Here is a 19,871-nt window from a genome sequence, read left to right as displayed (position 1 = left end):
TGTGGATCTTTATTCTGTTTTTAGAATGACTCTTTTATCATCTGCTATGGGAAGTATAATAGCTGTTCTTATTTTTATTGTGAAAAGGATGCTTAAAACTAGACTTAATGCTGCCTGGCAGTATTATATATGGTTTTTGCTTATTATAAGATTAATTGTTCCAGTTGGATTTGAAACTCCTTTCAGTAGATTTAGTGTGATTGCACCTGTTACGCAAAAAATAGAGATGAATAAAAACTTTTCTGAATCTAAATTTAATAAGTCAGTAAAGGGTATAAAAAATCAGGATGATTTTGCAAAGATAAAATTAGAACAAAAAAATAATTTGCAGAAAATTAAAATTAGTAATTTTAATTATTATTTCAATATGGCGAGTATAATTTGGGCAATGGTGGCTGCTTTTTCTGCAGTTATAATATTATCTATAAATGGAATATTTATTTTTAAGGTAAATAAACAATTTTTTTGCAAAGATACAAATACTATTCGTATATTTGAAGAATGTAAATCCATTATGAATATATCCAGGTCTATACCTATTGTTTATGATACCCATATAAATGCCCCATCGCTTTTGGGAATAATAAGACCTAAAATATTGATTAATCCAGATTTAATGGATAGAATTTCTCCTGAAGAAAAAAGGTATATATTTTTACATGAACTCTCTCATTTTAGGAAGAAAGATATTTTTATAAGCTGGATAATATTATTCTGTGGCATAGTTAATTGGTTTAATCCTATAATATTATCTGCTCTTCATAGGATGAAAGAAGATTCTGAAATAGCTTGTGATGCTCATGTATTGTCTTATTTAGATAAAAATGAATACAAGTGTTATGGGGAAACAATTATTGACTTGATAAAAATTGTTTCTAATGTAAAAACAATCCCTGGTTCTATAGGGATAATTAATGGAAAATCAAATATAAAAAGGAGAATAATTATGATTAAAAATTTTAAAAAGAGGCCCGGGAAATGGGGGGCAGTGTTGATTTTCATTCTGGCAGCTGTATGTATCATGGGTATGACTAATTTACCTGGCAAAACTGTCATCTCCGCCAATGAAAAAAATGCATCTGAAATAGAAGAAAATAGTATGGATTATGTAAATATTGTAAAGAAATTTTTACCTCAAAATTCACAAATTGTAACTTTAGATAAAACAAAAGAAAAGGATAGCATTTTACTGAAGAATTTGGATAATGACGGCAAAAATGAGATTATAACTGCCTACAAATCAACAAAAGAAACATCTAATGAAGATGAAAAGATAAATGTGCTGGTTCTGAAAAAGATAGGAGAAAATTGGACTAAGGTTTTGGAGGAACCAGGAGAGGGGTTTAGTCTGGATGTAGTCTTAACTGCAGATTTAAAAGGAAATGGAGAGAAGGAAGTACTTTTAGGCAGAAGAATTGGAGGAACTGCAGCACAGCTTTCCATATATGAATGGAATAATAATGTTTTAAATAAAATTTCAAAAGAGGATATATATTATTCAAAACTTGATGTAATAAATGTGCAGGGAAAGAACAGGCAGGATATAGCAATCTGGCAGCATGATACAGGAGATGCTTATATAGTAGATATTTTAAAATGGAATGGAAATACCTTTATACAAGATGAAGATAACTATAAAGAATATTTTAAAGAAGTCATAGTACCTTATTATGAACAAAAAGTAAAGGCAATGCCGGATGCCGGATTTTATTGGTATTATCTGGCCGACTCACAGATAAAGGCAGGAAATAAAAGTGAGGCTCTAAAATCCATAGATAGAGGATTGAGTTTGAATACAGCATATCCACCAAAAGAAAATTTTAATAAACTCAAGGAAAAAGCATTAAAGTAGAATTTTATTTGCTGTCATCTAGAAAGGTGCTTTAGAAATAAGGTATCTTTCTAACTTAAAGCTAAAGTAATAGGAGATTTATTATGTCAGATATTAAAATCAAAAATTACAGAAAACAGAAAAAAAATTTGAAAATCAATAAAAAGAAAATGGCTAGATCAATATGTATAATAGTTTTATTAATCTGCGGTTTACATGCTTTATGGATAGGTATTTTTGATAAAAAATACAATAAAGTTGTATATACGGGAGCTAAAAAAGAGGAAAATATAGATGCTATTAAGAGCAATCCACAAAGTACATTAAAATATGCTAAATATGAACATTCCATTGGTGAATATGAACAGGCAAGTAAAGGTTATCAAGCTGTTATAATTAATTCCTTATCAGATAAGCCTTTAAAATTGACAGCTCAAGCCTATTTAGAGCTGTCCAATTATAAGCATATGTTGGAGAAAGTGCAGACAAAACAATATTTAAAATACAGTAAATCAAAGAGAGATGAGTATAAAAAGGCAGGTTACGTATTTTTGAATAATGTTAATTACACTACAACCGGTGACTATTTTAATGCTAGTGAGGAAACCTGCTATTATGAAAATGATTATGTACATCTTGATGAAAATGGATTACCTATGGTTAAATATGATTCAGACAGCGGAGGAGATGGATACTTTCATTATAATCCTGTAACAATTGCACAATTTTCTTTAACTCAATTTGGGAAGTATAAAAAAGGTACTGGTACCAAAAAGAAGTTTATAGATTCAGTTGACAAGCTATTATCACTACAGAGTTCTTCAGGTGCATTGAGACTTAATTTTAGATTTAAACATTATATTAATGATTATGCATATGAACCAGGCTGGGTATCATCTTTAGCACAAGGACAAGCTATAAGTGTTTTTGTTCGTGCCTATCAAGTTACAAATGATAAAAAATATTTAGAGGCTGCAAATAGAGCATATGAATTTATGTGTATTCCAGTTGATGAAGGTGGTACAAAGGATACAACAAGGGAACTGGATGGGAGCAGCAATGTGTTTTTTCAAGAATATATAACTAATCCCAAATCTTATACTTTAAATGGTTTTATATATACCATACTTGGCATTTATGATTTATCTCAAACAAAGGACAGTGTTTACAGTAAAAATGCCCAGAAGATGTTTATTAATTGCAATAATACGCTTCTTAAAATTGTATATAAATATGATTTAGGATATATGACAGCCTATGATGCCACTTATCTCACAAAAAAAGATCAATATCCAAATATAAATATAGAGTACCATAAAACGCATATAGAACTTGTGGATGCAATGTATTCAATTACTAAAAATCCAGTGTACAAATACTATAATCTATTGTGGAAGTCATATGTTTTAGCCGTGTAAATAATAAGGATAACTTATTAGGCAAGAAGAAATTGTCCATTTCATTTCCAATTTTTGCTATGGGGTCAGTCCCCAATACAGAAAATGGAAATAGATTGATAAACAGACACAATGCGAGGTCAGGCACTGTGGTAAAAATTGTAGGGAAATTTGCAACCTAAGTAAGATTAGCTATTTCACATATTCTTGATATTATTGATCAAAAGCTTTTACTTAAGTGGATGGATGTTTATTGTAAAATATAAACATATAGATTTTATCGCCCTGTTCACAACATTTCAGCATCTATTTGTAATGTCATCAAGGTCAAGCCCATAGGGTGGATAAGTTATCCTGCACTGCTCAAAAACCTAGAAATATTGTACAGAAAAAATTGATTTGTAATTTTGCTTAAAGAACAAGAGTTTGTATGAGATTGACATTTTATGATTATAATATATGATATAATAAAATAAATGATAGGGCGGTTGATTTGTTTTCATTGTGCATTGTGAATTGATAAATGGCACCCGGCGTTTGCTGGGGCAGTGCAGCTGGAACTCAAGGAATATAAAAGATATCTGGAATTTATAACGAAATATCAGCTTTATAAAAGAATAAAGTACAAAGAACAAATAACAGATAATGAAGATTTTCCATACTGGAAAATCCACCAAATTTGATATTTGATATTTGTACTTTGAACTTTGATTAAGTGAGATGTATAAAAATATGGGAATGCCTAAAATAAGTAAGAGCAGTATGGAGTTCTTTGATGATGGAGTAAAATATTAGTAAAAGGGGAAATTATAAATGAAGTGGGAGGAAATTAGAAAAATGTATCCACATCAGTATGTGAAGTTTCAAATAACAGAATCACATATTGAAAAAGATAAAGAATATGTTGATGAAGTAGCTTTTATTAAGGCAATATCTGATAGTAAGGAAGCAATGAGAGAGTTTAGAAAATGCAAGGAAGATCAGCTTGTATATAGTACAAAAAATGAAAAACTTATTATAGATTTAATACAACATATCGGCATAAGAAGGAGTATATGATATGCAAAAATTAAACCTAAAAAATGGATTATTATATACGTCTATTAATATAGTTCATGAAGGTAACAGAGTTTTAGTAGAGGATGTTATTGTTGATACAGGATCTTTCCATACAATAATAAGTCCAGAATTTTTGGATAAATTAGATGTTGGTTTTTCAGAAGATGATAGTATTGTTAAGGCATCAGGTTACGGAGGTGCAACTTCTTATTCTGTAAGGAAGAAAATAGATGAAATATTTTGTAAAGACATAAAATTAAAAAATATTAAACTGGACTTTGGAAATATTGATCCAAATGAACGATTAAATGGATTGTTAGGATTAGATTTTCTTAGAACTGCGGAAGTTATTATTGATTGTGTAGATCTAATTATGTATAAGAAGAAATAACTCATTTGCTAAATGTAATCCATTACGGGGTCAGCCTCCAATACAGAAAATGGAAATAGCAAACAGAAATTGTGCATTTCCAATTTCTTCTATGGGGACTGACCCCATGACAGATAATGATGGCAAAAAAGAGATTATAACTGTCTACAAATCAACAAAATAAACATCTGTACAAATACTATAATCTATTGTGGAAGTCATATGTTTTAGCCGTGTAAATAATTATGTGCATTCTCTTTCTTTAGACAAATAATATAGTAAAGCTTAAAATTATATTCCCTTCTAATTATGAAGATATAATTTTATTTTTTGCTCAAAAATAATCAAGAATCAGAAAGATGATAATTTGTTGTTTATGCTAACATATAAAAATGGTTCTTTCCATAGTTAGTTGATACTTCGCATTTTCTCAAGCTGGAGAGTTTTAATTCGCAGGGTTTCAAAATTGCATCGGCCATACATAATTCACTTTATTACTTTTAGTTTATTTACACTTCCCTCTGCTAATCCATTATTATACTCATATTTAATTGAATTTCTGACGGCATCAAAATCTCGGTTCAACCCATTAACAAAACTGTTTATTTCCGGTATCTGGAGATCTTGTGCCTTGTCCATCCATTTCTTAAGTCCACCTGCATCTTTATCTATAAGTATTTTTTTGAATCCCCATATAATATTATGAATTTTTCTAAAGCATGGATTTTCACTGCAGATTCTTTCAAAAAATTCCTGACTGACTGCTTTAACTTTTTCGATTGGATGATATAAAAGCTTAAAAATATCTTTACGCTCTACAGTTACCATTTTTACACTTTTTCCCTGACTCTTATCATAGTAAAATTTCCGGCGCCTTTTCCAATCTGTTATATAACGACGCATAGTTGAAGAAGATCCCTGATAACCTGATTCTCTTATTTTTTTCTCTATAACAGACCCCATGAGACCTTCTGCAAGCATATTGTTTATATCTTTTATAAATGGTGATAATTTACCTTCTCTTTTCTTCCCATAAGATGCATGAACAGGATTGAAATTTTCATCAAGATATTTTTTGATCGTGGAGGTATTTAAACCTGTGCGCCTGGATATTCCACGATTGCTGCAGCCATCATTTTTTAACTCTCGTACTTTGTTTACCCGTTCCATTTTAAGGTTTACTTTATCTTCATGTACTTTCATCAACCTGGTTTGAAACAATGAATCTCTTTCATATGGTGTCATTGAAATCAGCTTATCATAGGCACGGATATCCATATTTAAGTTCTGGCAAATCTTTGTTTTACAATAACCCATGGAAAGAAAAAGTTCTATTTGGTCATACTTTTCTTTTAATGTTAATTTTCTATTTTCATTTGCTTTTGAAGGTGGCTGCAATTCTTCTTCAGTAAAATCCTTGTCGTTAGGCAGAGATATGGATATATGTGTCTTGAATTTCTTCTTCAGATAATCTAATGCATATGAAGTCAGGTTTTTTAGCAGATGAAACCTGTCACTGATTTGTATGGCATCCGGGTGAGAGTCTGAAATTGCATTATGATAAGTAATTGATCCATCACGAGATACAATACGAAGGTTTTTATATGACTTTAGCCAATCTTTAACGGTATCATATTCTCTTGAATCAATCATATCCAGTATGTGGTGTGTTTTTATATCTACCATAATAGTTCCATAAGATTTTCTTTTTCTTAAAGCAAAATCATCAATGCAAACATCTGTAACAGTATCTTTATTAGTTATGGGAGTCTCTTTTTTTTTTAAGAGACAGCAGATGGCACTCTTGCCAATGTCTGCGATACTATTTCTGAGCATTTTTGAGGCTGATGTTGAACTGCAGTTCAGCGAGAGCCTTATGATTTCATCTTCTAATCTATTTGTTTTCTTTGCCTTACTTGGAAGGAATTTAAAGCGTTCTCCAAATGTTGTGTGGTCACATTCAGAATTATCGCAAAACATCCTGCGATTTAAAAGTATAATAATCACCTTTTTACCCTGTATGGGCAGGTCTTGAAAGCTTCTTTTATATGTAGAATGTACACGGGAAGATGGTTTGCCACAGAAGGGGCAATTCACAATTTTTCTATTTGAAACTACTTTAATGTAGCATAGATCACCAGAAATCTTGTGATCTACATAATCTAAATTTTTATCTAAAAGTTTAATAAATTCATCCATAAAACAACCTCTTTCTTTTGTATTGGCCACTTCATTATAACATATTTTCCCTATATTCAACTAACTATGGAAAGAACCAGAAAGTTGTTGACATATACAGTACTGTTATAAGAGAAGATAAAAGTTCACCCTGGTTAGTTGATGAATGGGGGGAAGGATAAGTATGCCATATAAATTTTTACTGTGATGAAGGTGTGACAAAAGTATCTCATCTATATTATTATGGAATATTTTGGAAATAAAATATTAATTCATGTTATAATATGGATAATGGAATATGGTTTATGATAGATGAAAATATAACGGATACTGAATGGAAGAAATATGAGCTTTTTTCGAAAAGGTGGACACTCATAGGAGGATGGTATATTGTATAAATTAAATCCATTTAAAATTATATCAAATATTGAAAATGGAACAGTAGAATTTAAAAAAATGGGCATTCAGGATTGTATAGTTGCTACACTTATTTATGGAATTATATTAGTCTTTATAGGAGGTTTATTTATAAAAACCAATATTAATTCTTTATTAAAATCATTTATATCTAATAGCCTTATGGCATTGCTCATATTTGTTGTTACTACAATTTTATTTTATGGATTGTATGTAACTCCAGTAAATGGAAAAAATATTTGTGAAAAGATTGCTAAAAAGATTACAATGAAAAATATTTTTTATTTAACTGTAGCTGTAGTGGGATTTAAAATAATTTCTAATGATTTAGTAGTTTTTATATTGGATCCTTTTAGTAAAATATTAATGCCTAAATTTATACTGAAAGCTATGAGTGAAGTTACACAAATATCATTTCTTATGTATGTTTGTATTATTGGGCCCGCAATGGAAGAATTAGTATTTAGGGGAGTAGTACTTGGTGGATTATTGAACACATATTCTGCTAAAAAGTCAATAATAATTTCAGCTATATTATTTGGAATAAGTCATTTAAATGGCATTCAGTTTATTAATGCCTTCCTTTTGGGTGTCTTTATGGGTTATATTTATGTAAAAACCAAATCAATATATTTATGCATGTATACTCATGTATTATTTAACAGTATTGGATTTACACTTATATACCTACCTAAAATTCAAAATTTAATAGTGATTATTTCAATTACTATTTTAGGATGTTTATTTATGATTTATGGATTAAACAAAATTAATAATTTTATTTATGTGCAGAAATAGTATTTGAAGATTCAAAAGTGTTATCTATATTACGTTAAATCTTTATATATAGCGGCATGAATGGACTATGTAATTGTGGATTTTTTTAACAAAGTTTATAGTATAATTATTAATAATATATAGGATAAAGGAAATTGGGAATTATGACTGAAAATTATCTTAACAATAGGATTAAAAAAATAGAACAGAAGACAAGATAAGTACATATTTATGGGGAATAAGGCAGAGAGTGGGGTTTGCAGGGCCTAATATACATACATAGAAATAACGTACCTTGATTTGATTTACACAAACCTATCATAAAAAAAGTAAGTATAGATGTCTACCACTAATATGATAGTTATCTATACTTATATTGTACAAAATCTAGGTACGTTCTCGTAATACAATTACTAATTAATTTAATACATCTTCCAATACCCTCATTATGTTTTTATAAGTTATCTTTTCTATGTCTTCAGATTTATAACCTCTTTTAATTAAAATGTTTATCAAGTTAGGTATTTTAGATGCATCTTCTAGACCAGGTGTTGCACCGCTGCCGTTTTTACTGAATGACATTGTATCCGAATTCAAAAAATCACAAAAATCAAATCCAAAGTTAATATAATCGATGCCTACCAAATCCGCAATGTAGTCTATATGATCCGCTAGTTTTTCAACACAGGGTTTTTCCTTATCAATAAAACCTGCCCATGAATTCATCCCAATCACACCTTTTCGCTCTGCAATTGCTTTAATTTGATCATCCTTTAAATTACGTTCTGTATTACAAATATTATAAACATTAGAATGGGAAGCAATAAAAGGTTTTGTTGTTTTTTCATATATGTCCCAAAAAGTTTTTTCATTTGCATGAGATGTATCTATTAACATTCCTAGATCCTCCATCTTCTTAAGTGCTTCAAATCCGATTTTAGTAACTCCACGTTCTTTATTAGGGCTTTCAACACCTGTAGCAAATTCGTTTTCTTCATTCCAAGTCAGCATAGCATGTCTTATTCCTAGACGGTAAAGCATGCTTAAAACATCAACATTACCTTTTAATCCGCTGAGTCCTTCCATTCCTAAAAGAATGGCAAGTTTATCTGAAGCCTGTATATTTCTGATATCCTCAGCATTTTCTGCAACAGCTGCACAATCTTTCATATCCTCTATTTCTTCGCATGTTGCTGCTAAAATGTCCATCATTCTTTTAGTGGGATTGTTAACATATGGAGGATCAATCCAAACTGCCAATAATATGCCATTTACATTGCCCTTTTGCAATCTATCAATGTGATAGTTTCGCAATATGTTTTTTTTGCCTTTCATTCTTTTATCAGTAACATCAGCTAATATGTCGGAATGGGCATCAAATACTTTAAATGTTTTCACTTAAATCTTCCTCCTGTTAAATGTATTTTACATTATGCTTTTGTATCATCTTTTTACATAGGTAAATTTTTTTTGCCTTTCATTATATTTTCATATCTTCCGTACATCAATAATGCAACTACTGCAAATATTGCAGGCCCGGCTATCATCCATAATGATGATGCAAAGTCCCCTTTTGTTAATGCAGGTTTAATTATTACTGCTATATTAGCTATTAAAACTGTAGCTGTCACTATTATTGTCCATATCAGTGAACTCTTATAATTTTTGTACACTACAAAGGGCTTATCAATATCTTCATTCTTCTTAAATTTAGCAAATGCACCTGCGATGAATATATATGGCAATGTAGTAGCAACGTTAGTCATCAGTACCAGTTTGTCAAAGAAAGCGGATGCTCCCTGTCCTCCTAAACTTACAAATAATATGAAAAGGATAATAATAATACATTGGATCCACATGGCATTTTTAGGAAGGCCATCTTTAATCTGTGACAGGTTTCCAGGCCATAATTCCTTTGGAGTACCCTCCACCAACTGTTTTATAGGTGAATATGAGTATGAAACTAAAGCACCAAGATAAGTTAGAAATAATGACAATCCAACAAATCGTCCTAACCAGTTACCAAGTGATATTGAAGCAGCCGTACTTAATGACAATCCTTTACCGATTTCAACGCCTAAGTTATTCATAATAATAATTGTTACGTTCACCATATTTACATCTTTTCCACCTAGTATACCAGTCCAGCTGGTAAATATGCCCACTGCAAATATGCCCAGTGCATAGCAGACTGCAATAAAGGCAGCACCCATCAAAACACCTTTCGGAAAGTTTTTTTCAGCATTCTCCGTTTGGTCTGTAACACCTGCAACTACTTCAATACCAGCATAAGCAAGTATTGCAAAAGATATAAAAGATATTATTGATACAGCTGACTGATAACCAGGGTTAGGTGAATGAACAAGTGCCTGCGCATTAATAGCCTGAGCCAAATGTCCATGATTTAATATAAATACTATTATTGCACCAATATAAGCAACTATATTGATAAACGCTACTGAAATACCGCCTAGGGAAGTTATTTTTATTATTTTGTCTAACCCTTTAGTTGCTGTGAAAGTCAATGCAAAAACAAATACTATAGTTAATAGTCCCAAAGTATGAGTTGCGTTTAATCCCAACAAAGACCAATTTGAAGTTGTGTCTTTACCCAAAAGCATAGTTGAAAAATGAACCCATATTGAATTGGAAGTCAGTGTTATCCATACCAGCCAGCCAACGTACCACATGAATATGGAAATAAATGCATATTTGGCTCCAACAACTTTTTCAAGCCATGAATAAATTCCACCTTTTTCTTTTTTAAATGCGGCACCATATTCTGCAACCATAAATGCAAATGGAACCAGAAAAGTTATTGCAGCTAATATATACCAGGGGATTGCTGCATACCCCATGAGCAGGAATGCTCTGGGAATGTTCGGAAACATAAATACTGATGTAACACACATTAATGCTAATGGTATTACAGTTAGTTTTTTATTAGCTCCTTTGGTTTTTCCTGACATTTTTTTCACTCCTTATAATATTTTATCTAAGATATTAAAAAGTTTTTTCTCCCTTCTTTTCGTAGCTTATTATTTCAATATATTGAAATAAGTATCTATTTTATAACATATTCTTCATTAATCTGAAAAACCCTTTTTTATTTTTAAAAAATATTTCATTTTTTTGGATTATTTTTCCCCCTGCAAAAAATTAAATTAAGAATATGGAAATATTAAATTAAAGTTAAATAGCCTCAGCTTAAAGGAATATTAAGCTAAGGCTATTTAACTTTATTGATTTTAATAACTTGCAGGTGTCATTGACCAAATAGAAATTGCAGTTTCATTGCCAATATTAACAAATCTATGGGGCGTTGTACTATCATAGTAAATGCTGTCACCTTCAGATATAACAAATTCCTTGGAGCCCAATTTTACTTTCATTATGCCTTGAATCATGTAGCCGCATTCCTCACCTTCATGAGAAATTTGTTCATAAGAACTGCACATCCCTGGTTCGATATTTACCATTAATACTTCTAGCTTTTTTCTTATATTTGGACTTAAAAGTTCATAAGTAATATTTGAATTGGGCAAAATTATTTTTTTTCTCTCGTCTCTTTTAATAATAAAACTATCATCATTATATTCATCGAAAAAGTAATTTATATGCACATTTAATGCTTTTGCCACCTCCCAAAGTGATCCTACAGAAGGTACCGTTAGATCTCTTTCCATCTGACTAATTAACCCAGTGCTTAATTTTGCCATTTCAGCAAGCTGTGCAATACTGATTTTTTTCTCTTTACGCAAATTTCTAATTTTTTCACCTAACTTCATAAAGTAATTCACCACACTAACATTTTAGTACAAATTATATAATAATTCATTTCTGATAAATTTTGTTATAACCTGTTTAACCTTAGATAAATTACACCATAATTTTAGTAATCGTGCAAGTATAATTTTGGATTTTTTTTAAATAAAATTTAGAGTATAATTATTAACAAACAGTATATATGATAAAGGAAGTTGAAAATTATGTCTAAGGATTATTTTACAAATGCAGTTGATCTTGCCAAAGATATATGTATGAAAAAATTACACAAGGGAGATATTGCAGTGGATGCAACCATGGGAAACGGCAATGATACTGCGGCTTTGGCGGAACTTGTGGGAATATCAGGAAAGGTATATGCCTTTGATATACAAAAAAAAGCAGTTGAAAATACAAGAAAGAATATAGATGAGAGAAATTTATCAAAACAGGTAAAGCTTATAAATGACGGCCATGAGAACATGGATAGGTATATAGATGAAAAAGTAAAACTGTTTATCTTTAATCTGGGATATTTACCCAAGGGAAGACATGATGTCACCACTAAAGCGGCAACTACATTGAAGGCCGTTGAAAAGTGCCTCAAATTGATTCAACAAAATGGGGTGATAATTTTAGTGATATACTATGGACATGAGCAGGGAAAAATTGAAAAAGATGCCCTGGAGGGTTATGTGAAAACCCTGAATCAAAGGGAATACAATGTAGTTAAGGCATCTTTTGTCAATCAAATTAATTGTCCACCCATGCTTATTATAATTGAAAAAAGATAAAAATAAGCAATATATCTATTAATTTTTACCTTTTGCTGACATAGTGTCAGTTATTTCATAAAGAGGGACAATACAGCCTTTTTTTACATCAACCAGGCCCATGTCTGTCAATTTCAGAGCCGGGCTTACAGGTAGAGCCAGGGTACAGAGAGAAGAAATGGGATTATAATGCTTATAGCCTAATTGTTCAAGGCTTTCTCTAATTCGTTTTACGGATAACCCGATTTCTTTTACAGAACCACTTGACATAATTCCACAGACATTCAGCTGTAATTCCTCCAATATCTTTTCATTATAAACAGTTACAATACCGCCCTGAAGTTCCTTTATACGTTTAATTGCCAACATCATGTTTTCGATGCTTTCTCCAATGACCATCAAGTTGTGATGATCATGGCTGTGGGTAGTTGCAACGGCTCCATGTTTTATGCAATCTCCGGTTACAAAGCCTAAACCAATATTTCCGTTTTTTCCGTATCGTTCTAATACCATAGTTAATAGGCAGCCACTTCCCTGCCATTTTAATTCATGGTTCACAACTGGCATTTCTATTTTTTTTATTTTTGTTTGTGTAGAACCATTTACAACCTGCATAATTTTCACAATAACGGAATCTACATCTTCCTTTACAGGAATGATAAAATCTTCTTTGCTTAATGATTTTATACAAATACTGTGATAATAGTTCTCTGGAAATATATAGCTTGAATTCTCATCTTCCACTGTGTCTCCGGCACTATAAAGTTGCCTTCCATTTTTATACACTGAAACAATATCGAAGTTTTCAATATCATTCAGCAATATAAAATCGGCCAGCTTTCCCGGCGCAATTGCTCCTCTATCTGTGAGGTTCATTCTTCTTGCATTTGTATATGTGCTGCAATAAATAGCATTTTCTTTACTAAAACCAAGACTCATTGCCTTTTTTACAATAAGATTCAGATGACCGTATTTATACAGCTTATCCGCCATGGTATCATCCGTAACAAATCCGCAATGTTCGTACAGATTATTTTCAATAATATAATTTAAGATCTCCTGTCTCAGCATTTTCTCCTGTATTTCTACAAACATGCCATTGGCAAATCTCTGCTTGATTTCTTCAAGAGAATGTTCCGTATGGTCCCCGTTAATGCCCAAGTACAGATATTTGGCCAAATCTAAATTTACAAGAGAAGGACAATGCCCTTCTATGACATAATTTGGTTTGTTTTTCCTCAGATATTTTAAAAACTTTGTGATTTCCAAACTATTTTTCTTTATAATCTGTCTGCAATTCATAATTTCTCCCACACAAATTACATTTTCATATTGTAGTAGTTTTTTCATATCTCCAAAGTCTATTTTTCCACCTGTGGTTTCTAATTTTTTATTGGTAGAAGGTACGCTGCTGGGTATTCCATAAAATACGTCTATCATAGAGTGCTTCCCAGCTTCTATCATATGCCGGATACCGTCAAGCCCCTTGACATTTGCTATTTCATGAGGTTCTGCCACAATGGTGGTAACGCCGCAGGAAGCCAGCCGCCTGCAAAATGGCTCAGGTGTCATCATGGAGCTTTCAATATGCATATGAATATCCACCAGCCCGGGAATCATGTACTTTCCTGTGCCGTCTATTATTTCTTTACTAGTAAAATTCCCATCTTTTTTTGTATCCACATAATAAATTCTATCTTCTAATATGTAAACATCTGCATTTATAAATTTCTTTAGATAGCTGTTGAAAACGTCAATGTTTTTAATGGTAAGATCAACTTTTTCCATATTTTCTCCTTCCAATTTTTATTCCTGTATATTTAGCCCTAAAATAGTCACTGGTTTGATAGGGTGTATGAAGTAATATTTATAATTTTACGATGGAGTAAAAATACAATAAACAGATAATCGCTATAACATACAGGGGCTTGCTGACCTCTTTGATTTTCCCGGAAGAAATTTTTAAAATTAAATATGCGGGAAGTGCTACACAAATACCGTTTGCTATATTGTTTGCAAATATGGTAAATGTTACACAAAGGAGTGCAGGTAGATATTCTGTCATGTCATTATAATTGATATATCTCAGTTTACTAAGCATATTTACACCCATAAAAATCAGTATAGGAGCTGTGGCCGATGAGGGAATCATTAGTGCAAGCGGTGTAAAAAAGAGCATTGCTGTAAAAAGAAGACTTGTAAAAATTACTGTGAGGCCTGTTTTCCCTCCAGCCTCAACACCGGCAGATGATTCAAAATAAGTTACCATAGTCGGCATATTGAATAATGCGCCGATACAGGCGGAAATAGAATCCACATAAAAACATTTGTCTATACCAGGAAGGTTACCATCTTTATCCAAGTATCCAGCTTGTGCACCGACCCCTAAAACTGTTCCCAAGGTGGAAAAGAAATCTGGAATAAACAGGGCAAAAACGAAAGGAAGATATTTTAATTTTAGAGCACCTAAAATGTTGATTTTTAAAAAATGCTGTTCAAGTCCTCCTGGAAGTAAAACAAGTGAGGATGGGATTTTAGTAATACCCATGGGAATGCCTATCAAAGTTGTGATTATGATAACAAGAATCATTCCAGCTGTGATATTTCTTGTCTTCAAAATAAGCATAAGTGTAAATCCAATAACAGCCAAGATGACCTTTGGGGATGATAAATCTCCAAAAGTTAAACTTTTTTTAACTGCATTTACAACTATCAATCCACAACTTTTTGCACCCACTAATGCAATAAATAGTCCGATGCTTGCAGTAATTGCATATTTTAAGCTCACAGGAATAATGCGAACCACACTCTCCCTAATCCCGGCAAAAGAAATAATTACAAATAAAAGACCACTTATAAAAATAATACCAGCTGCTATATCGGGTGAAATACCCTCATTGGCAACCATAGCAGCCACAATGGCAACACCGCCAAGGCCGGGAGCAAGCGCAAAGGGTCTATTTGTGTATAGTGCCATAGCAGCTGTTGTAAGTATAATTAACAGGATCTCAGCTGTTAATATTGAGCTTTTGTCAAACCCAGCTGTTCCCATTGTATTTGGTACAACAGCTAAAACATATGCCATTGTAAAAAATGTTGTAATACCTGCAATCAGTTCTGTTTTAATTGTAGTACCGTATTCTGATAATTTAAATTGTTTTTCTATCCAACTATTCATATAGGTCCTCGTTACCTTTCTTCTTGAATTTTTACTAAATTAAATTTTTTATATAAACATCCGAATGTTTTATTACAATAAAGTTTATGTAGTAAATAGTTATATGTCAAATATATATAATTCATATATGTCATGCATTTTAACTATGAATTTATTATGGAAGCATACTCTTTCTGGTATTATTATATAAAAGGCTATTTAAGGGAGGAAGAACAATGGACTTTAAAGAGTTAAATTATATATTGTGTATTGCAAAGCACCAAAGTATCACAAAGGCCTCAAAGGAACTCTATATTTCACAGCCTACACTGAGTAAATTCCTGCAAAGGGTAGAATCTAAAATAGGAACAAAATTATTCCATCACATAGATAATCAATTTACACCCACTTATGTAGGTGAACGTTATTTGGAATATGCAAATAGAATTATGAACATTAAACAAAATTGGGATGATGAATTACATAAATTGGTGTTATTGGATAATGGGCAGCTGACTATAGCTTTTCCCTTATTTAGAAGTTATTGTATTATACCGGACACCCTACCTATATTCAAAAAAAAGCATCCTCATATTCATGTAAATCTTTTAGAAGAAGTTTATGATGTTGAAGGGAAACTATTAAGTGATGATAAAATAGATATTGCCATTTTTAACAAGACAACGCAACATTTAAAGCTGGAATATGAAACTTTGAGAAATGATGAAACTCTTTTACTGATCAATTCAAATCATCCGCTTGCTAAAAGCGGTAAAGTTGTACAAGGATGTGGCTATCTTTGGATTGATCTTAAATTATTTAAAGATGATAATTTTATCCTTCTTAATTCAAATTTGCATACAGGAAAAATTTCCGCACAATTATTTGATGAAGCGGGAATAAATCCAAAGGTAGTCTTTCGAACAAGAAATGTTGAATTGCAAGCTCAAATGGCTTCTGAAGGGTTGGGGGCATGTTTTATTTCTGAGAGTTATCTTAAACACATTAAGTTTGAACATGAACCTGTGTGTTTTTCTATTGGAAAACCTAGAATCATAAACCCTTTGGTTGTGGCTTATAGAAAAGGTGCTTATTTAACACAATATACCCTGGATTACATCAAAATCCTAAAAGATTATTTTTCTTATTATAAGAAGGAGTAATTGTATTTTAATCTAGGATATTTACCCAAAGGGACACATGATATTATCATTAAGGAAGTGACAACACTCACTGCCGTTGAAAGGGCATTTTTCATTAATCAAATTAATTGTCCACCTATGCTTATGGTAATTGAAAAAAGATAAAAATAGAAGAAGTGTATTTATGAACTCAAAAGTCAAGGATTTAGCAAGCATTGGCGGTGTTGAACTATTTGACAAAATAATTTACAAAATTTAAAATGATAATAAGAAGATTAGTCTTATGTAAATGTCGAAATAATTGGCGCTTTATAAACCCTATGGCCCTTATTTACTTGAGGTATATAGGGTTTTTAATTTTATTATATGATTTAAATGAAATGTAAAAATCAGATATGTTTAAAAGGAGATAAACATGAAGAAAGCATTGATAGTTGATGATGAAGTCCATATTACAGAACTTATAAAAGTTAATTTAGAAGAAAAATTTCAAGTTTTTTGCTGTTACAATGGATTGGATGCGGTAAAAATTGCAGAGGAAGAACTTCCTAATATAATAATTTTAGATATAATGCTTCCTGGAATTGATGGATTTGAAGTATGCAGGCGTATACGAAAAAATCCATCAACAAGTAAGATTCCCATAATAATGCTTACCGTAAGAAAGGAAGAAAATGATAAGATTATAGGATTAAAACTGGGAAGTGATGATTATATAACAAAACCTTTTAGTGTAAATGAACTTTTGGCCAGGATAGATGCAGTACTTAGGAGAATACCGGAGTACAATTCTCCCAATGATTCTACTGGGGAAAAGGGCAGTAATATTATAAAAATTGGCAATATAATTATAAATAATGATAAATATGAAGTTATAAAAAATGGTAAAATTGTAGAACTTACTTTAAGGGAATTTAAATTATTGCAGGTTTTAGCTAAAAATAAGGGGAATTTAGTTTTAAGAGACGTACTGATTAAAGAGGTATGGGGGCCTGTTAATTCTAGTGATTCCAGAACTTTGGATGTACATATTAGAAAATTGAGGAAAAAATTAGAAGACAATGATAAATTTCCTGAATATATAGAAACTGTCAGAGGTTTAGGCTATATGATTAAGTAGGTGAATTGATGAAGAGAAAATTGTTTAGCACATATATAATACTTCTTTTAGTTGGATCAATAATAACCGGTACCTTGTCTCTAAGTTTTGTAAGAACTTATTATATGAAAAACCTTAGAGAAAGACTTATTGGAAATGAAAAACTGATTACAAATGCTTTACTGAGTTATACAGAAAATAATCAAAGCATAAATTATTTCCTTATAGCAAAGAAATTTTCATCTCAAATAGGTAATGAGGTTACATTTCTGGACGATAAAGGAAATATAATTGCTGACTCTCGAAATAATAATGTAATTGCAAAAAATCAAATGGATAAGTTGGAAATACAGAATTGTTTTAATGACAATATTGCTGTAAATGAAAGAATTGATGAAATTACAAAACAGAAAAATTTTTATCTGGCTGTCAAACCTATAAAAATATATGATAAAAATATAATTATAAGACTTTCAGTGCCCCTAAAAGAATTTGACAATCTGAACAGGGCATTTTTAAGCTGTATTTTGATTGCAATTTTAATGGGAACTATAATTGCAATTGTAATTGGATTTTTTTTCTTGAATAATCTGATGGAACCCATAAGTATACTTAATATAGCCACAAAAAAAATATCTTCAGGAAATTTCAAATGTAAGGTAAGGATAAACACCAATGACGAACTTCAAGAACTTGCTGAAAGCTTTAATCACATGTCTTTAAGTGTAAATAAAGCCATGATTCAACTGAATCATAAGAATATACAATTAAATTCCATATTGAACAGCATAATTCACGGTATAATAGTTGTAAATGAGAATTTGGATATAATACTCTTAAATTCAGCTGTAAAAAAAATATTTGACGTGAAAGAAATTCATGGAAAGAATTGTAATCTGAAATACATTTCCCAGTCAAGGGAATTGTTTCAAATAATAAATAATACCTTTAGTACAAATACCTGTAGTCAGAGAGAAATAACATTAGCCGGAGGCAAAATACTTAGAGTGTCTACTAATTTAATAAAATATGAAACTAAGTTTAAAAATAAATGTAAAAATATAATTATAGTATTTGAAGACATTACGGAGATAAAACGATTAGAAGTTCTTCGCAGTGAATTTTTTATAAACGCTTCCCATGAGTTGAAAACCCCATTGACCACTGTAATGGGATTTATTCAAACTTTAAGGAAAAATGTGAATGACCATAATGTGAATGACCATAATGAATACCCGGTTCAAAAGGAAAATAGATTTTTGAATATAGTAAATGGTGAGCTGGAAAGATTAAAAAGATTGATAGATGATATACTTCTTCTATCAAAGCTTGAAAGCAAAAAATATAATAACAATATTGATAAAATAAATATTTACAGGGAATTGGATGAAATAGTATATATGTTTACATCCAGGGCAAGGAGCAAAAATATTGACATAGATATTTTAACTGTTAGGAACTTTTCATTTAATTTATGTAATAGAGACTGGTTTAGGCAGATGATAATAAATATTTTGGACAACGCCCTGAAGTATACCCAGCAGGGAGGAAATATAGAAATAAGGGCTGAATCCAAAGAAAAATTTGTGTATATAAGTATAAAAGATAATGGAATAGGAATTCCTGAAGAGGACATACCAAGAATATTTGAAAGATTTTACAGGGTGGAAAAGTCCAGAAGCCGTACAGAAGGAGGTACCGGATTGGGGCTTGCAATAGTAAAACATATAGTTCAGGAATTTAATGGCAGCATATATTTAAATAGCCATTTGAATAAGGGCAGTGAATTTATAATAAAACTGCCTTTTAACACTTAAAAATATTGACTAAACAAAAAATACCATTTATAATGTTAATTGTGTTAACAATGTTAACAATGTTAACACAATTAAATTTTATTGTATAC

At 31.1% G+C, this 19,871-nt stretch carries 16 protein-coding genes; 10 read left to right on the top strand and 6 right to left on the bottom strand.

Features of this window, described 5'->3' with window-relative positions; translation table 11 throughout:
- Position 1: 1 nt before the first annotated feature.
- From ACYUJ6_RS10570 to ACYUJ6_RS10555, 4 genes are all read left to right on the top strand, one after another.
- A complete protein-coding gene (locus ACYUJ6_RS10570) occupies positions 2–1,852 on the top strand; it encodes a M56 family metallopeptidase (RefSeq protein ID WP_461842750.1) in 1,851 nt (616 codons plus the stop codon).
- 83 nt (positions 1,853–1,935) lie between these two features.
- Positions 1,936–3,249: a D-glucuronyl C5-epimerase family protein gene (locus tag ACYUJ6_RS10565; protein ID WP_461842749.1), complete on the top strand. Its 1,314-nt coding sequence runs from the start codon at positions 1,936–1,938 to the stop codon at positions 3,247–3,249.
- Positions 3,250–4,041: 792 nt separating this feature from the next.
- The gene (locus ACYUJ6_RS10560) at positions 4,042–4,287 is read left to right on the top strand and encodes a hypothetical protein (protein ID WP_461842748.1); all 246 of its coding nucleotides are present in this window, start codon (positions 4,042–4,044) and stop codon (positions 4,285–4,287) included.
- A gap of 1 nt (position 4,288) precedes the next feature.
- A complete protein-coding gene (locus tag ACYUJ6_RS10555) occupies positions 4,289–4,678 on the top strand; it encodes a retropepsin-like aspartic protease (protein WP_461842747.1) in 390 nt (129 codons plus the stop codon).
- 465 nt (positions 4,679–5,143) lie between these two features.
- Here ACYUJ6_RS10555 and ACYUJ6_RS10550 read toward each other — a convergent pair whose 3' ends face one another.
- Positions 5,144–6,856: an ISL3 family transposase gene (locus ACYUJ6_RS10550; RefSeq protein WP_461842746.1), complete on the bottom strand. Its 1,713-nt coding sequence runs from the start codon at positions 6,854–6,856 to the stop codon at positions 5,144–5,146.
- A 369-nt stretch (positions 6,857–7,225) separates the two neighbouring features.
- Here ACYUJ6_RS10550 and ACYUJ6_RS10545 point away from each other — a divergent pair, with 369 nt between their 5' ends.
- Entirely contained in the window at positions 7,226–8,050 is an 825-nt protein-coding gene (locus ACYUJ6_RS10545) for a lysostaphin resistance A-like protein (RefSeq protein WP_461842745.1), read from the top strand.
- A gap of 396 nt (positions 8,051–8,446) precedes the next feature.
- Here the strand turns inward: ACYUJ6_RS10545 and ACYUJ6_RS10540 are convergent, their stop codons facing one another.
- The 3 genes from ACYUJ6_RS10540 to ACYUJ6_RS10530 form a co-directional block, all read right to left on the bottom strand.
- Positions 8,447–9,427 (bottom strand): dipeptidase, encoded by a 981-nt coding sequence (locus ACYUJ6_RS10540; protein WP_461842744.1) that lies wholly within the window; start codon positions 9,425–9,427, stop codon positions 8,447–8,449.
- 53 nt (positions 9,428–9,480) lie between these two features.
- Complete coding sequence (gene yjeM / locus ACYUJ6_RS10535; RefSeq protein ID WP_461842743.1) at positions 9,481–10,998, bottom strand: glutamate/gamma-aminobutyrate family transporter YjeM; 1,518 nt, start codon at positions 10,996–10,998, stop codon at positions 9,481–9,483.
- Between the two features lie 279 nt (positions 10,999–11,277).
- Positions 11,278–11,817: a helix-turn-helix domain-containing protein gene (locus tag ACYUJ6_RS10530; protein WP_461842742.1), complete on the bottom strand. Its 540-nt coding sequence runs from the start codon at positions 11,815–11,817 to the stop codon at positions 11,278–11,280.
- A 201-nt stretch (positions 11,818–12,018) separates the two neighbouring features.
- Here ACYUJ6_RS10530 and mnmM point away from each other — a divergent pair, with 201 nt between their 5' ends.
- Complete coding sequence (gene mnmM, locus ACYUJ6_RS10525; RefSeq protein WP_461842741.1) at positions 12,019–12,588, top strand: tRNA 5-(aminomethyl)-2-thiouridylate-methyltransferase MnmM; 570 nt, start codon at positions 12,019–12,021, stop codon at positions 12,586–12,588.
- A gap of 18 nt (positions 12,589–12,606) precedes the next feature.
- Here mnmM and ACYUJ6_RS10520 read toward each other — a convergent pair whose 3' ends face one another.
- Together ACYUJ6_RS10520 and ACYUJ6_RS10515 are read right to left on the bottom strand one after the other, a co-directional pair.
- Complete coding sequence (locus tag ACYUJ6_RS10520) at positions 12,607–14,355, bottom strand: adenine deaminase C-terminal domain-containing protein (RefSeq protein WP_461842740.1); 1,749 nt, start codon at positions 14,353–14,355, stop codon at positions 12,607–12,609.
- Between the two features lie 79 nt (positions 14,356–14,434).
- A complete protein-coding gene (locus ACYUJ6_RS10515; RefSeq protein ID WP_461842739.1) occupies positions 14,435–15,745 on the bottom strand; it encodes an NCS2 family permease in 1,311 nt (436 codons plus the stop codon).
- 215 nt (positions 15,746–15,960) lie between these two features.
- On the opposite strand from ACYUJ6_RS10515, the gene ACYUJ6_RS10510 reads away from it, so the two are divergent.
- The 4 genes from ACYUJ6_RS10510 to ACYUJ6_RS10495 all read left to right on the top strand — a co-directional run bounded on the left by ACYUJ6_RS10510 (position 15,961) and on the right by ACYUJ6_RS10495 (position 19,782).
- Complete coding sequence (locus ACYUJ6_RS10510; protein WP_461842738.1) at positions 15,961–16,887, top strand: LysR family transcriptional regulator; 927 nt, start codon at positions 15,961–15,963, stop codon at positions 16,885–16,887.
- Complete coding sequence (locus tag ACYUJ6_RS10505; protein ID WP_461842737.1) at positions 16,888–17,031, top strand: MnmM family RNA methyltransferase; 144 nt, start codon at positions 16,888–16,890, stop codon at positions 17,029–17,031. It abuts the gene before it with no gap.
- A 244-nt stretch (positions 17,032–17,275) separates the two neighbouring features.
- A complete protein-coding gene (locus ACYUJ6_RS10500) occupies positions 17,276–17,986 on the top strand; it encodes a response regulator transcription factor (RefSeq protein ID WP_461845488.1) in 711 nt (236 codons plus the stop codon).
- A gap of 8 nt (positions 17,987–17,994) precedes the next feature.
- Positions 17,995–19,782, top strand: a complete 1,788-nt coding sequence (locus ACYUJ6_RS10495) for an ATP-binding protein (protein ID WP_461842736.1) — start codon at positions 17,995–17,997, stop codon at positions 19,780–19,782.
- Positions 19,783–19,871 lie beyond the last annotated feature (89 nt).

Source organism: Clostridium sp. JNZ X4-2 (assembly GCF_054889485.1).
The sequence above is the reverse complement of the archived record's forward strand: the minus strand, read 5'-3'. Positions and strand labels throughout refer to the sequence as shown.

Coding starts and splice junctions, on each gene's coding strand:
- ACYUJ6_RS10510 (WP_461842738.1), top strand. CDS start 15,961: ATGGACTTTAAAGAGTTAAATTATATATTGTGTATTGCAAAGCACCAA.
- ACYUJ6_RS10550 (WP_461842746.1), bottom strand. CDS start 6,856: ATGGATGAATTTATTAAACTTTTAGATAAAAATTTAGATTATGTAGAT.
- yjeM (WP_461842743.1), bottom strand. CDS start 10,998: ATGTCAGGAAAAACCAAAGGAGCTAATAAAAAACTAACTGTAATACCA.
- ACYUJ6_RS10520 (WP_461842740.1), bottom strand. CDS start 14,355: ATGGAAAAAGTTGATCTTACCATTAAAAACATTGACGTTTTCAACAGC.
- ACYUJ6_RS10530 (WP_461842742.1), bottom strand. CDS start 11,817: ATGAAGTTAGGTGAAAAAATTAGAAATTTGCGTAAAGAGAAAAAAATC.
- ACYUJ6_RS10495 (WP_461842736.1), top strand. CDS start 17,995: ATGAAGAGAAAATTGTTTAGCACATATATAATACTTCTTTTAGTTGGA.
- mnmM (WP_461842741.1), top strand. CDS start 12,019: ATGTCTAAGGATTATTTTACAAATGCAGTTGATCTTGCCAAAGATATA.
- ACYUJ6_RS10565 (WP_461842749.1), top strand. CDS start 1,936: ATGTCAGATATTAAAATCAAAAATTACAGAAAACAGAAAAAAAATTTG.
- ACYUJ6_RS10555 (WP_461842747.1), top strand. CDS start 4,289: ATGCAAAAATTAAACCTAAAAAATGGATTATTATATACGTCTATTAAT.
- ACYUJ6_RS10515 (WP_461842739.1), bottom strand. CDS start 15,745: ATGAATAGTTGGATAGAAAAACAATTTAAATTATCAGAATACGGTACT.
- ACYUJ6_RS10560 (WP_461842748.1), top strand. CDS start 4,042: ATGAAGTGGGAGGAAATTAGAAAAATGTATCCACATCAGTATGTGAAG.